General features: G+C 44.6%; 13 protein-coding genes and 1 other annotated feature. All 13 genes read left to right on the top strand.

Annotation, left to right across the window (positions count from 1 at the left end; translation table 11 throughout):
* Window positions 1-153 precede the first annotated feature (153 nt).
* The 13 genes from ACOV1R_RS04885 to rplT all read left to right on the top strand — a co-directional run bounded on the left by ACOV1R_RS04885 (window position 154) and on the right by rplT (window position 13,579).
* On the top strand, window positions 154-492 hold the full coding sequence (locus tag ACOV1R_RS04885; RefSeq protein WP_003640268.1) for a metal-sulfur cluster assembly factor: 339 nt from the start codon (window positions 154-156) through the stop codon (window positions 490-492).
* A 23-nt stretch (window positions 493-515) separates the two neighbouring features.
* Window positions 516-1,403 (top strand): helix-turn-helix domain-containing protein, encoded by an 888-nt coding sequence (locus ACOV1R_RS04880; RefSeq protein WP_015380237.1) that lies wholly within the window; start codon window positions 516-518, stop codon window positions 1,401-1,403.
* A gap of 539 nt (window positions 1,404-1,942) precedes the next feature.
* The gene (locus ACOV1R_RS04875; protein ID WP_003640270.1) at window positions 1,943-2,659 is read left to right on the top strand and encodes a Bax inhibitor-1/YccA family protein; all 717 of its coding nucleotides are present in this window, start codon (window positions 1,943-1,945) and stop codon (window positions 2,657-2,659) included.
* A 262-nt stretch (window positions 2,660-2,921) separates the two neighbouring features.
* Window positions 2,922-5,570 (top strand): DNA polymerase I, encoded by a 2,649-nt coding sequence (gene polA / locus ACOV1R_RS04870; protein WP_003645196.1) that lies wholly within the window; start codon window positions 2,922-2,924, stop codon window positions 5,568-5,570.
* 11 nt (window positions 5,571-5,581) lie between these two features.
* Window positions 5,582-6,406, top strand: coding sequence for a bifunctional DNA-formamidopyrimidine glycosylase/DNA-(apurinic or apyrimidinic site) lyase (mutM, locus tag ACOV1R_RS04865; RefSeq protein ID WP_003640272.1), 825 nt, complete (start codon window positions 5,582-5,584; stop codon window positions 6,404-6,406).
* Between the two features lie 9 nt (window positions 6,407-6,415).
* Window positions 6,416-7,009, top strand: coding sequence for a dephospho-CoA kinase (gene coaE / locus ACOV1R_RS04860; protein ID WP_003645195.1), 594 nt, complete (start codon window positions 6,416-6,418; stop codon window positions 7,007-7,009).
* 41 nt (window positions 7,010-7,050) lie between these two features.
* Window positions 7,051-7,566, top strand: coding sequence for a transcriptional regulator NrdR (nrdR, locus tag ACOV1R_RS04855; protein WP_003640274.1), 516 nt, complete (start codon window positions 7,051-7,053; stop codon window positions 7,564-7,566).
* Window positions 7,567-7,587: 21 nt separating this feature from the next.
* On the top strand, window positions 7,588-8,991 hold the full coding sequence (locus ACOV1R_RS04850) for a replication initiation and membrane attachment family protein (RefSeq protein ID WP_054519084.1): 1,404 nt from the start codon (window positions 7,588-7,590) through the stop codon (window positions 8,989-8,991).
* 3 nt (window positions 8,992-8,994) lie between these two features.
* Entirely contained in the window at window positions 8,995-9,930 is a 936-nt protein-coding gene (gene dnaI, locus ACOV1R_RS04845) for a primosomal protein DnaI (protein ID WP_003645194.1), read from the top strand.
* Window positions 9,931-10,262: 332 nt separating this feature from the next.
* Window positions 10,263-12,227 (top strand): threonine--tRNA ligase, encoded by a 1,965-nt coding sequence (gene thrS, locus ACOV1R_RS04840; RefSeq protein WP_003645193.1) that lies wholly within the window; start codon window positions 10,263-10,265, stop codon window positions 12,225-12,227.
* Between the two features lie 74 nt (window positions 12,228-12,301).
* Window positions 12,302-12,425, top strand: a sequence feature (ribosomal protein L20 leader region).
* A gap of 44 nt (window positions 12,426-12,469) precedes the next feature.
* A complete protein-coding gene (infC, locus tag ACOV1R_RS04835; protein ID WP_003640278.1) occupies window positions 12,470-12,970 on the top strand; it encodes a translation initiation factor IF-3 in 501 nt (166 codons plus the stop codon).
* Window positions 12,971-12,991: 21 nt separating this feature from the next.
* Complete coding sequence (rpmI, locus tag ACOV1R_RS04830; protein ID WP_003638526.1) at window positions 12,992-13,186, top strand: 50S ribosomal protein L35; 195 nt, start codon at window positions 12,992-12,994, stop codon at window positions 13,184-13,186.
* Window positions 13,187-13,222: 36 nt separating this feature from the next.
* Window positions 13,223-13,579: a 50S ribosomal protein L20 gene (gene rplT / locus ACOV1R_RS04825; RefSeq protein ID WP_003640279.1), complete on the top strand. Its 357-nt coding sequence runs from the start codon at window positions 13,223-13,225 to the stop codon at window positions 13,577-13,579.
* Window positions 13,580-13,803: the final 224 nt, after the last annotated feature.

Genomic DNA, 13,803 nt, shown 5'->3' with positions numbered 1-13,803 from the left:
ATTTAAAATTGTATCTCGGTTAGTGTTTTTATCATGCTGATTCGCCTTTTCGTTAATATTGGCGACGTACTTTATTATAAATTAGGATTATTAACGTATATTCTAACAATGGTATAATTAAAAACAGTTTTAAACAGACAGGAGTGTGGCAGAATGGCAGACGAACTTGGCGAGGATAAGGCCCTCTCACCCGTTGAAGACGCGGTCATGAAGTCGTTAGAGCAGGTGATTGATCCAGAACTGGGCGTTGACATGGTTAACCTTGGTTTGATCTATGGTGTTGACGTAGACGATAATGGTAGCTGCACGGTAACGATGACGCTGACGACGATGGGGTGCCCATTAGGAAATTTATTGGCAAGTCAAATTAATCAAGCAATTATGAGTGTGGATGGTGTTAAGAATTGTGAACTTGACTTGGTCTGGGAACCTGCTTGGGGAATTGATAAAATGAGTCGTTTTGCTAAGGTTGCCCTTGGCATTCATGGCTAACGGGTGAGACAAGGTGGTGTGCGATGGATATTGAAAAGTTTATTGCCCGGCGAAAAGCTTTAAAAATTTCACAAGTCAAATTATCAAACGGAATTTGTACGCAGGCGACTTTAAGTAAGTTTGAACGGCGTGGGCGAGTACCAGCATTAGCAATTTTAAATCAGCTCTGCGCTCGTCTGGGATTGACAGTTGATGATCTAAGTGAAAACCAGGCTAATTCAGTGACCCAAATTCGACAGCAACTTGATGAGATTGAGCGACGACTGATGATGGAAGATTATCAATCAGTCCTGCAATCATTGGTAGACCTGAAAGTTGAGCAAATTGATGCGGTACCTTCACGGATGCAATATTACTATTTATGTGGCATGCTAAGTTCGTTGATTAATGGAACAGCCAGTGATATTTGTTTTTCCTTCTCGCAAATCGTTGATGATTTGGATAGGGCTCACCAAACAATTTTCACACCGCTAGCTTATGTCGGTCTGGGTGTCATGTATGGCCGGTTAGCTGAGCCTGAGAAAGCTCAATTTTATTTCAGGAGAGTACGATACTATGTCGAGCACGCTGGCTCATCAGGATATGCAAATGATTACTTACGGCTGTTAACCCTAATCTTTTATACGGCAGAGTATTACGCAATTAGTGGTGATTTCGTCACAAGTAATCGTCTAATAGATGATGGGGTAGCGCTTTGCTCAGATGAACATGTCACGTATTACTTACCAAGATTGAAATACTTAGCGACCGAGAATGCTGTTAAGCAACAACTTTCGGATAAATTGATTAAGCGGTTAATGAGTGAAACAGAAGCTTTTGCACGGATTAATCATAATCAAGTTGTTGAGGTTAAGGTAGCTGCATTGCGACAACGATATTTGCAGGGTATTGCTGCTTCAGAAAACAATTAACAAGACAATGGCTAGATTTAGTGTTTTATTGTAGTTTCCAACATGCTAAAACTAATCAATGCTTTGTACATTAAATAATAAGAAGTCCCACACTAGCAAGTCAATACTAGTGTGGGACTTCTTATTTAGAAAGTTATGTATGACGCCGCCCGCCCCTAAAAAATCTTCCCCGGATGTCCCGCAAAAAGTCCTACCGATTGAAGTTCTATTATAAACGCTTATGGTGTCCCATTCCGGAAAATCCTAATGTAGCGGTAATCCATTAAAGACAATGATTGAATGGAATTCACTTAGACATAAGAAATTCTTATTAAATTCACAGGCACAAACTATTTTACCTTCTTTGACTAATTTGATAGACTTAAGTTAAGAAAGTTGAGGTGACTGATTGAGATGGCTAGTCATAGGCAAATGATTGACAAACTAGTGTGGTGTTGTTACTAGCGCAGTCTGCGTTAGTAACGATGCACAAACTCAATTTTTAATCTTAACTCGGAAAAAGTAACGAGTAGTCAATTTTTAGGTGAAAGAGGGATTTTATGAACAATTTTCAAAATGACCCACAACCACGGACCATCAACACACAAGTTGGCCTCCGTAGTTTCCTAACTAAAATGTATGGGTTTATGACAATCGCCGTGTTAGTTTCGGCCTTTACCGTTTACTTAGCGATGACCACGTTCCAAGCACAAATTAATGCCGCCTTTTCACAACACCCATTCATCTTCTTGATGATCTTCATTGTCAGCATGTTTGTGATGATTGGTGGGATTCAAGTCAACGCGACACGCAATCCAGCGATGAGCTTCACCTTACTGATGCTCTTTGCCATCATCTTTGGGGTTGAAATGTCAGTGACCTTGTCCTTATACACGGGTGCCGTTATCACCGGTGCGTTCGTTGCAGCTGGAGCTGTATTTGCGACCATGGCGGTGATTGGGACGACGACTAAGCGTGATATTTCACGTATTGGGACGCACTTGATTGCAGCTTTAATCGGGTTGTTTGTCGCTTCACTGGTCAATATGTTCTTACAAAGTGCCATGATTAGTTACATCTTTTCATACATTGGTGTATTGATCTTCGCCGGCTTATCCATGTGGGACGCTAACCGGATGCGCAACATGTATTTACAATATGGTGACCAGGTTTCATCGACTGGTTTGGCCGTTACTGGGGCCTTACAATTATACTTGGACTTCGTTAACTTGTTCCTCTACTTCGTCCAAATCTTCGGTGGCTCAAGCCGCGACTAATCATTAAGATAATTATTAAGGATTATGACCAAGATGTCATAATCCTTTTAATTTACCGAAAATGAGTTATTTCACGGGTTTTCGGTGGACCGAACTCCCGTTTTACTTAATTGTTTGGTACAATTATAAGGGTAAATAATTAGTCGTTCAGCCTGTACTGACAGGCGCTGCGAATCAGACCGCCAATCGAGTGGTATTAATGGTCTGAGTGACGGATTTTCATAAAAATGATGATTTAAATTAAGAGATGGGGAGCAAACTAATGGCAAAAAAATTATTACTGATTGATGGTAACAGTGTGGCATTTCGGGCGTTCTTTGCGTTGCATAGTCAACTGGAACGGTTCGTAAATCCAGACGGCCTGCATACCAACGCCATTTATGGCTTCAATACAATGCTTGACCACATGATCAAGGCAGTCGAACCCACGGATATGTTAGTGGCTTTTGATGCGGGTAAGACCACGTTTCGAACAGCCATGTACGATAATTACAAGGGTGGCCGGGCTAAGACGCCTAGTGAGTTTTCTGAACAAATGCCGTATATCAAACAGCTATTAGACGCGTATGGTATCAAACATTATGAATTAAAAGACTACGAAGCCGATGACATTATTGGCACACTGGCCGGTCAAGCGGATCAAACCGGCTACACCACGACGGTCGTCACTGGTGACCGTGATTTGACGCAGTTGACGACCGAGCATACCACGGTGGCCGTGACCGTTAAAGGTGTTTCTGAAGTGGAACACTATACGCCGGCGCACGTTGAAGAAAAGCTGGGCATCACACCGGCACAAATTATTGACATGAAGGGGTTGACAGGTGATACCTCGGATAACTATCCGGGTGTCACCAAGGTTGGTGAGAAGACCGCCCTTAAATTACTCAAACAGTATGGTACGATGGAAGGCATTTATGAAAACATCGATGCCATGAAGCAGAGCAAGATGAAGGAACATCTGATTGAGGATCGCGAACAAGCGGCGCAGGCTAAGGTGCTAGCAACAATCAAGCGGGATGCGCCGATTGATGTTCAATTGGCTGATTTATCCTATGATGGCCCGGATCTTGACCAGCTGGCCGCGTTTTATCAGAAGATGGACTTTCAATCATTTTTGAAGAAATTACACCTACAGTCGGACGAACCAGCAACGCCCATTGATTATACCGTCTTGACGAAAGCTAACCTGACGGAATTGCAACAATTTACCGATCACGTGGACTTTTATTTGGAGATGCCAACGCCGAACTACCACACGTCGGCCTTTGCTGGCTTTGCCATCGGAGCGGATGATCACTGGTACATCAGTCGGGATGTGGAATTATTAATGCAACCGACTGTGGCTGATCTCTTGAGTAGCACAACGATTACCAAGGACGTTTTTGATATGAAACGCACGACGGTCGGGCTTAATCGTTTGGGTATTCAGCTAGGTAAAGTCGATTTTGATCTCTTACTCGTTTCATACTTATTAGATACAAATGATAACAGTAACGACTTGGGAAGTTTAGCTGAGCAACACGGGTACACTGACTTGCCGAGTGACGAGACCGTTTATGGTAAGGGCGTTAAGCGTGCCATTCCTGAAGATGATGATGTCTACTTTAGTCATCTCGCCCGGAAATTGGCCGCGATCGCTAGTTTGAAGCCACAGTTATTAAAGGAATTGGCAGCCAATGAGCAGGATCAACTTTACGATGATATTGAAAAACCGATGGCCAATGTCTTAGCTCAGATGGAAATCGCCGGCATTACGGTCGACAGCAGTCGACTTAAAGCCATGGGCAGTCAGTTTACAGAACGGTTGAGTGAAATTGAACAGACGATTTATCAAGAAGCCGGTGAAGAGTTCAATATTAATTCACCTAAGCAACTAGGTCACATCTTGTTTGAAGAAATGAAATTACCCGTAATCAAGAAGACCAAGACAGGGTATTCTACCGCCGTAGACGTTCTAGAAAAGTTAGCACCGGAAGCACCAATCGTCGCTAATATTTTACAATATCGTCAGATTTCGAAGATTCAATCGACCTACGTTGTCGGTTTGTTAGATGCCATTCATTCTGCTGATCAAAAAGTGCATACGCGCTACTTGCAAACGTTGACCCAAACCGGCCGGTTGTCGTCCGTTGATCCAAACTTACAAAACATTCCGGTGCGCTTGGAAGAAGGACGTAAGATTCGACAAGCCTTTGTTCCTAGTCATGAAGGTTGGCAGATTTTCTCGTCTGATTATTCGCAAATCGAATTACGGGTTCTCGCGCATATTACTGATGATGAAAATATGCAGGCCGCTTTTAAAGCGGGTGATGATATTCATGCCGCAACGGCCATGCGAATCTTTCATTTGAACTCAGCTGAAGAGGTGACGCCAAATATTCGACGGCAAGCCAAGGCGGTTAACTTTGGAATCGTCTATGGAATTAGTGATTACGGCTTGTCACAAAATATCGGCATTACGCGTAAACAGGCTCGCAGCTTTATTGACGCTTACTTCAAAGAATATCCGGGTGTCAAAAAGTATATGGATGAAATTGTCCAAACGGCGAAAAAACAAGGTTATGTGGAAACCATTTCACATCGACGCCGGTACTTGCCAGATATTAATTCCAAGAGCTTCAACCAACGCTCATTCGCTGAACGGACAGCCATGAATACCCCCATCCAAGGGAGTGCGGCTGATATTATCAAGATTGCGATGATTAAGATGCAAGATAAGTTACAGGCTGCGGGTTTGAAAGCAACCATGCTGTTACAAGTTCATGATGAATTGATTTTTGAAGCGCCAAAAGAAGAAATTCCAGTTTTAGAAAAATTAGTGCCAAGCGTGATGGATTCCGCCGTACAGTTAGCCGTACCGTTAAAGGTTGAGAGCCACTACGGTGATACTTGGTACGATGCAAAATAGGGGGAACCACCATGCCTGAATTACCTGAAGTTGAAACTGTTCGTCGCGGCTTAAATCGTCTGGTTAGCGGGGCAACGATTGCTAGTATCGAGGTTTTTTGGCCGAAAATTATTAATAATGATGTCGATAGTTTCAAACAGCGTTTAGCCAACCAAACGATCCAGACCATTGATCGGCGGGGGAAGTATTTATTGTTTCGCTTTAGCAATGGTCTGACGATGGTGTCGCATTTGCGGATGGAAGGCAAGTATAATGTTGTACCGCGTGGTGAAGATCAAGGTAAACACACGCACGTGATCTTCCATCTGACCGATGATCGTGATTTGTTGTACAACGATACGCGTAAGTTCGGGCGAATGACGCTCGTGCCGACCGGTGAAGAAAACACGGTGGCGGGATTGCGGACAATTGGCCCGGAACCCGTTGCTGAACAGTTAACACTGGCTTATATGACGGCCACTTTTGGCAAGTCGAAAAAGATGATCAAACCACTATTGTTGGATCAAAGTAAGATTGCGGGCATTGGGAACATTTATGCGGACGAAACGCTATGGATGAGTAAGATTCATCCAATGCGGCCTGCTAATTCACTAACTACTGATGAGATTGCAACATTGCGCCAAAACATTATTGATGAAATGGCGATGGCAATTAAAGGTCACGGCACCACTGTTCATTCATTTTCAACGGCATTTGGTGAGGCCGGTCAGTTTCAAAATCACTTACACGTCTATGGTCGTGAAGGGGAACCTTGCGAACGGTGTGGCACGATTATTGAGAAAATCAAAGTGGCACAGCGAGGGACCCATTTTTGTCCGTTAGAACAACGGTTGTAGGTGATCAAGATGACAAAGCTGATTGGATTGACTGGTGGCATTGCCACTGGTAAGTCGACTGTTTCTAAGCTGCTGGCAACTAAGTTACCAATCGTTGATGCGGATAAAATCGCGTGGCAGGTTGAAGGGCCAGGCCAACCGACGACCCAAAAGATTGTGGCGCACTTTGGTCAGCAAGCAGTGCTGGCAGACGGGCGGCTGAATCGGCCATGGCTTGGCCAGTTGGTTTTTAACGATGCTCAAGCTTTACAAGCCTTAACCGCAATTACACGGTTACCGATTCAGTACGCGATGTTCGAAGCGATTGTCGCGGCAAACCAGCAACAGCCCGACGCAATTATTTTAGATGTGCCGTTGTTATTTGAAAGTGGCTGGCAACATGTTTGTGATCAAGTGTTGGTTGTGACGGCACCACCAGCCGTAGTATTGCAGCGGTTAATGGCACGTAACCACTTATCGCAACAGGCGGCTCAGGCACGAATTGACAGCCAAATGCCACTTGCACAGAAGGTCGCAAGGGCTGACGTTGTCATTGATAACGGGGCCAACATTGATAAAACTAAAGCAGCCGTGTTAAAATGGCTGAAAACTATTACTAAATAAAGAAAAACTGATTGTTAGTTGTTACAAGGGGTGAGAAGTCTATGCAATGTCCACATTGTCATCATAATGGCTCCCGCGTGGTTGACAGTCGACCAACTGATGATGGTCGCGTGATTCGACGGCGCCGGGAATGCGAAAACTGTGGGTTCCGGTTCACAACATTTGAACGGGTCGAAGCCACGCCATTATTAGTCATTAAGAAAAATGGTGCCCGCGAAGAATTCAATCGTGAAAAAGTCTTGCGCGGAATTATTCGCTCGGCCGAGAAACGACCCGTTAGCATGGAAACCATGACGGGCGTCGTTGATGATGTTGAAAATAAGGTCCGGTCACTGGGCGAAAATGAAATTTCAAGCCAAGTTATCGGCGAGTATGTCATGGAGCAATTGGCAGATATTGACGAAATTTCGTACATTCGTTTTGCCAGTGTTTACCGGCAATTCAAGGATATGCACGTCTTCTTGAATGAACTCCAAGATATGATGGAGCGTGATAAGGTCAAACTGGCAAAACCGTCAGCGAAGACGACCCACGCACCTAAACGAAAAAAAGATTAGTGAAAAAGAATGGTGAACAACATGCCAAATGATGAACCCTTAACACCCAAAACTGGGTTAGTGGTCCCGCAAGCACCAGCGCTCAGTGCGGCGCAACAAGCTGTATTGGCGGAATTATACTTGCCACTGATGGGGCCATTGGCATATAGCTTGTACGCGGCGTTACGTAGCTTACAGAGTAGCGAGAATGAGCTGAGCAATCGACGCAGTCACGCGGAACTGCTTGGCATCCTAAATGTGGACTTGCCGACGGTGTTAGCGGCTCGGCGTAAACTTGAAGCAACTGGCTTGTTGCGCAGCTATTATCAACAAGATGAATTGGGTGCCATGTACATTTATCAATTACAAGCACCATTACTGGCGTTACAATTCTTTGCGGATGATCTATTGAGTGTCCTATTGTTAGATACGGTCGGTGAGTTACGTTATCAACAACTTGCTGGCGATTTTGCAGCACAGCCGATTGACTTGACGGCTGCCAAAGACGTGACGGCAAATATCTTAGATGTGTTTCACGTTGATAGTCAAAAAGTTACGACGCCACCTCTTTCAGTGCAAAAGGTGCGCGCCCAATTGGCGGCCAATGAACCGGCCGAGGATCACTCGCCCGTGCTCAGTGACGATGACTTTGACTGGCAACTGTTGGGGCAAATTTTGAAGCAGAACTATGTTGATCTCAAACAGGTTGCGAGTTCACGGCAACTGATCATTACGGAAAGTCGGGTCTACGGCATCAGTGAGATTGAGATGGCTAAGTTAATCAGTGAAGTGGCTAGTTTAACAACGGGTCAGTTTGATGAAAATCAATTGAAATTATTGATTGCGCGGCGCTATGAACGGCCCGCAGTTTCGAGTCAGCAGGTCGCTACGGAAGCAACGGTTGCAACGACGACCACTAAGGATAACAAGGCTTCAGCACAGCTCTCAACGGCTGAGCAGCAACTCGTGACGTATGCTAAGCAGACAGTGCCGTATGACTTTTTATCAGCTTTGAAGCAGGAGAAACATGGTTTTGTGACGAGCGGTGAGAACCGGCTAGTTCATGATTTAATTGGTCGGGGGGTATTACCCAATGCCGTCATCAACATGGTGATCTACTACTTATTGCAAAATCGGGAGTTAGCTGCCCTTAATCGTAATTTGCTAGAAACAGTCGCCAATGATTGGCAACAACACGGCATTACGACGCCGGAAGCGGCTTTGATGTATTTGAAGCAACGTAAACAGCCGAAATCAACACCAACACGGCGCAAGAACAATCGACCGACGCGTAAGGAGATTATGCCAAAGTGGGCCCAACAACAGCAACAGACTGAGAGTGGTAAGCAACCAGCTCAGACCGGTAAACAAATTACTGCTGCCCAACGCAAACAGCTTGCTGATCGACTAGCAAAGCTTGAGACAAATTCGGAAAAGGAGGACTAAAACATGGAGAATATCTCAGAAACACTCCGGACGTTAATGAATCGGAAAAACTTGAATCATCGGTATGAGGCGTTAATGACAACTGTGTACCAAGATCCAGATGTTCGCCAGTTTTTAGCTGCTCATCAAAACGAATTATCTTCGGATGCGCTAGAACGTTCAGCGGCTAAATTATATGAATTTTGTGAAGAGAAACGTAAAATTGCGCGGCACGAGCCAACTCAAGCACCTGGGTATCAGCCGACATTAGTGATGAGTAATCACTTGATTGACATTGCTTATCAGCCAACACCACAAATGCAAGAACAGCAAGCTGCTCACGCATTGCAACAGCGGGTTCGATCAATCAGCATGCCGAAAAATATTCAGACGGCGGACTTAAAGACGTATGATCAAGATGGTGACCGGGCGACAGCATTAATGGCAGCACTTGATTTTATTGATGCCTATACACAAGCGCCCAAGCGTTTTCACCGGGGCTTATATCTCTACGGCTCATTTGGTGTCGGTAAAACTTATTTACTCGGTGGGATGGCGAACGCGTTGGCTGCTAAGGGTTTCAATACGACCTTGATTCATTTTCCGAGTTTTGCGGTCGAGATGAAGCGCTCAATTAGTAACAATACGTCGGCGGATAAGGTCGATGCGATTAAACGGGCACCGATTCTCATGATTGATGATATCGGTGCGGATGCTTCGTCGACTTGGATTCGGGACGATGTGCTCGGGGTTATTCTGGAGTATCGAATGCAGGAGGAACTGCCAACTTGTTTTTCGTCTAATTTTTCGATGCAAGAATTGCAAGATGGTTATTTGACGCTCTCACAAAAGGGTGATGAAGAACCAGTCAAAGCGCAGCGAATCATGCAACGGGTACGTTACCTTGCGAGTGAGATTGAGATGGTCGGTCGTAATCGACGACTCAATCCCGATGCTTAAAATCAAGAGTTGACTTTTAGTTTAAAAGTGGTTTAATGAAAACAGATGCAAAAGACACGCTTTGTTTACCATGGATTGCAGAGACCAAGACCTTGTTCTGGAAGTCTTGGACCGGGTTTACGAAGATACCACTTTTGTGAACATGCTCAATTGAGCCGGAACGCTTCCGTTATTAGCGCTAATGAGTCAGTGTCTTTGATGACACTGAAAAATCGGGTGGAACCACGTCAATGACGTCCCTAATGCTAGTTCAGTCTGGCATTAGGGACTTTTTTGTCGTCCCGGCGCGGTGTTTTGGTGAGTGGGTAAATTTTAAGGAGAGTGTCAAGTATATGGCAAGTATTAATGTTAAGTTCCCAGATGGTGCTGAAAAGCAATTTGATGCCGGCGTAACGACGGAAGCAATTGCAAAGTCAATTAGTCCTTCATTGGCTAAACGGTCGGTTGCTGGTAAGTTCAACGATCAGATCGTAGACTATCGCCAACCACTGACAACCGATGGTAGTATCGAAATTATCGCTGCTGATAGTGAAGACGGCCTCAATGTTTTACGGCAAACGGCTGCCCAAGTATTAGCTAACGCGGTTAAACAATTATTCCCTAACATTCATTTTGGGAGTGGTGAAGGGAATGCCAACGGTTTCTTCTTTGATACCGACAATCCTGACGAAGACGGTAAACAAGTCAGTGAAGATGATTTGGAAGCCATCAGTGATAAGATGGCTGCAATTATCAAACAAGATTTACCAATCGAACGCGAAGTCTTATCAAAGGCTGACGCTTTAGCTTTAGTTGGTGACAACCCTTACCAACAAGACTTAGTTAACGAACGTGCCGCTGCCAACAATGATCAAGTCGTTGTTTACAAGCAAGGGGACTTCGTTGATTTATCTGACGGTGCCCAATTAGCTTCAACGGGGAAAGTCAAGGTCTTCAAGTTATTATCCGTTGCTGGTGCATACTGGCAAGGTAAGTCCAGCAATCCAATGTTACAACGAATCTACGGGACGGCCTTCTTAAAGCAAAAAGACTTAGATGCTGACCTCAAGCGGCGTCAAGAAGCCCGCGAACGTGATCACCGGGTCATTGGTAACGAATTAGACTTATTCTTCGTTGATCCTAAGGTCGGGAATGGCTTGCCTTACTGGATGCCAAATGGTGCAACGATTCGTCGCCAAATCGAACGTTACATTATCGACAAGGAAGTTGCAAATGGCTACCAACATGTATACACGCCAGTTTTAGCTAACTTGGACGTTTACAAGCAATCTGGTCACTGGGACCACTACCGTGAGGACATGTTCCCACCAATGGACATGGGTGACGGCGAACAATTGGAATTACGGCCGATGAACTGCCCATCACATATCCAGATTTACAACCATCACATTCGCTCATACCGTGAATTACCATTGCGGATCGCTGAACTCGGCATGATGCACCGTTACGAAAAGTCTGGCGCCTTAACTGGATTATCACGGGTTCGTGAAATGACTTTGAACGATGGTCATACCTTCGTTGCGTTGGATCAAATTGAAGAAGAATTCAAAAAAATCTTGAGTTTGATGGTTGAAGTATACGAAGACTTTGACATTTCTGATTACCGGTTCCGTTTGAGCTACCGTGATCCTGAAAACAAGGAAAAGTACTTCGATGATGACGCTATGTGGGAACGCAGTCAAAAGATGTTGAAGTCCGCTATGGATGATATGGGCTTGGATTACTTCGAAGCTGAAGGTGAAGCTGCTTTCTATGGTCCTAAGTTGGATGTTCAAACTAAGACGGCCCTTGGTGGTGAAGAAACCTTATCAACTATCCAATTGGACTTCTTGTTACCAGAACGCTTTGACTTGAAGTACGTTGGTACTGATGGTGAAGAACATCGTCCAGTTATGATTCACCGTGGTCTTGTTTCAACGATGGAACGGTTCGTCGCTTACTTAACTGAAATTTACAAGGGTGCTTTCCCAACCTGGTTAGCACCTAAGCAAGTAACAATCATCCCAGTTAACAATGGTGCGCACGGTGCCTACGCTGAAACCGTTCGTCGTCGTTTGGCAGCTGAAGGTGTTCGGGTAAGTATCGATGACCGTAACGAAAAGATGGGTTACAAGATTCGCGAATCACAAACGAAGAAGGTTCCATACTTGTTAGTTGTCGGTGACCAAGAAGTTGCTAACGGGAGTGTTTCAGTTCGGAAGTACGGTGAAGAACGGACTGAATCCGAAGCCGTTGACATGTTCATTGGTGCCATCACGCAAGAAATCAAGCATTACAGTCGTGGTGCAAGCAAATAATTAACAGCCAATGGCATCAATATTGATTGATGGGTTGACAAGGGCCGTGGTTCTTGTTAATATATTGGAGTTGAGAAAAAAAGCAGAAGCACCCGCTTCTCGCCTTGGTGACCAGAGTCATCGGGCAGATGAACGATGAATTGATTCCCATTAACGGGGTTGAGCGGGCGTACTATGCGCCCGCTCTTTTTGTGAATTTCTCTAAAATATTTCGGAGGTGAATTACCATAGCTAAAGATTCAATGGTTAATGACGGCATCCGTGCTCGCGAAGTACGTTTGATCGCCAGCGATGGTGAACAATTAGGTGTCAAGTCACGACAAGAAGCAATGCAGATTGCTGAAGACGCTAGTTTAGATCTAGTATTGGTTGCGCCGAAAGCGAAACCACCCGTGGCCAGAATTATGGATTATGGGAAGTACCGTTTCGAGCAACAAAAGAAGGATCGGGAAGCCCGTAAGAAGCAAAAAGTGGTCAGCATCAAAGAGGTCCGCTTGAGCCCAGCTATCGACACCAATGACTTTAACACGAAGCTGAAACATGCTGAAAAGTTCTTGTCAAAAGGTGACAAGGTTCGCGTCTCCATCCGGTTTAAGGGCCGCGCTATTACCCATAAGGATATTGGTCGCCAAGTCTTAAATCGAATGATTGAAGCTACTAAGGAATTTTCTACGGTCGAAGCCTATCCTAAGATGGATGGTCGGAGTATGTTCCTAGTACTAGCACCAAAAACAGATAAGTAATTTCTAGGAGGATTATTGATTATGCCAAAACAAAAGACAAACCGCGCTGCTGCAAAGCGTTTCAAGGTAACTGCTAAGGGTAAGATTAAGAGCGCCAACGCTTTTACTAGTCATCGTTTCCATGGTAAGACTAAGAAACAACGTCGCCAATTACGTGGTACGGCTATTATCGAAAAGCCAATGGTCAAGACATACCACAAGTTATTACAAAAATAATTCACAACGTTTTAGTTAAATCTAGGAGGAAATAACATGGCTCGAGTAAAAGGTGGAACTGTAACACGTAAACGTCGCAAACGGATTTTAAAATTAGCTAAAGGTTACCGTGGTGCTAAGCACATCCAATTTAAGGTTGCTAAGGACCAAGTAATGAAGTCATACCTATACGCCTTCCGCGATCGTCGCCGGCGTAAGAGTGACTTCCGTCGTCTTTGGATTGCCCGGATCAACGCGGCAGCCCGGATCAACGACATCAGCTACAGTCAATTAATGCACGGTTTAAAGTTAGCTAACGTTGACGTTAACCGTAAGATGTTAGCTGATTTAGCTGTTAACGATGCTGATGCTTTCAAGGCATTGGTTGACACTGCTAAAAAGGCACTTGCTTAATTTAAAACTTAATTAGGGCTTGCTCTAATGTTTGAACGACCGTCATCCTGTATGGGTGGCGGTCGTTTTGTTTTGACGCTTGATTAAGGGGCACGATTCCTGGACAAGATGGTTCGGTGTGTTGACGTCCTTACTGAATCTTGAGATTGATTTGACACATTATTGTGATATAGTAATGACGTAAGCGCTTACTTATGTGTTGATTAATTATTTAGCTGGGAGCT

This window comes from Lactiplantibacillus sp. YT640 (genome assembly GCF_049745435.1).
GTDB lineage: Bacteria > Bacillota > Bacilli > Lactobacillales > Lactobacillaceae > Lactiplantibacillus > Lactiplantibacillus plantarum.
The sequence above is the reverse complement of the archived record's forward strand: the minus strand, read 5'-3'. Positions and strand labels throughout refer to the sequence as shown.

Bases quoted from the DNA above. Each gene is read 5' to 3' on its own strand.
- ACOV1R_RS04885 (WP_003640268.1), top strand. From the start codon at position 154: ATGGCAGACGAACTTGGCGAGGATAAGGCCCTCTCACCCGTTGAAGAC.
- ACOV1R_RS04880 (WP_015380237.1), top strand. From the start codon at position 516: ATGGATATTGAAAAGTTTATTGCCCGGCGAAAAGCTTTAAAAATTTCA.
- ACOV1R_RS04875 (WP_003640270.1), top strand. From the start codon at position 1,943: ATGAACAATTTTCAAAATGACCCACAACCACGGACCATCAACACACAA.
- polA (WP_003645196.1), top strand. From the start codon at position 2,922: ATGGCAAAAAAATTATTACTGATTGATGGTAACAGTGTGGCATTTCGG.
- mutM (WP_003640272.1), top strand. From the start codon at position 5,582: ATGCCTGAATTACCTGAAGTTGAAACTGTTCGTCGCGGCTTAAATCGT.
- coaE (WP_003645195.1), top strand. From the start codon at position 6,416: ATGACAAAGCTGATTGGATTGACTGGTGGCATTGCCACTGGTAAGTCG.
- nrdR (WP_003640274.1), top strand. From the start codon at position 7,051: ATGCAATGTCCACATTGTCATCATAATGGCTCCCGCGTGGTTGACAGT.
- ACOV1R_RS04850 (WP_054519084.1), top strand. From the start codon at position 7,588: ATGCCAAATGATGAACCCTTAACACCCAAAACTGGGTTAGTGGTCCCG.
- dnaI (WP_003645194.1), top strand. From the start codon at position 8,995: ATGGAGAATATCTCAGAAACACTCCGGACGTTAATGAATCGGAAAAAC.
- thrS (WP_003645193.1), top strand. From the start codon at position 10,263: ATGGCAAGTATTAATGTTAAGTTCCCAGATGGTGCTGAAAAGCAATTT.
- infC (WP_003640278.1), top strand. From the start codon at position 12,470: ATGGTTAATGACGGCATCCGTGCTCGCGAAGTACGTTTGATCGCCAGC.
- rpmI (WP_003638526.1), top strand. From the start codon at position 12,992: ATGCCAAAACAAAAGACAAACCGCGCTGCTGCAAAGCGTTTCAAGGTA.
- rplT (WP_003640279.1), top strand. From the start codon at position 13,223: ATGGCTCGAGTAAAAGGTGGAACTGTAACACGTAAACGTCGCAAACGG.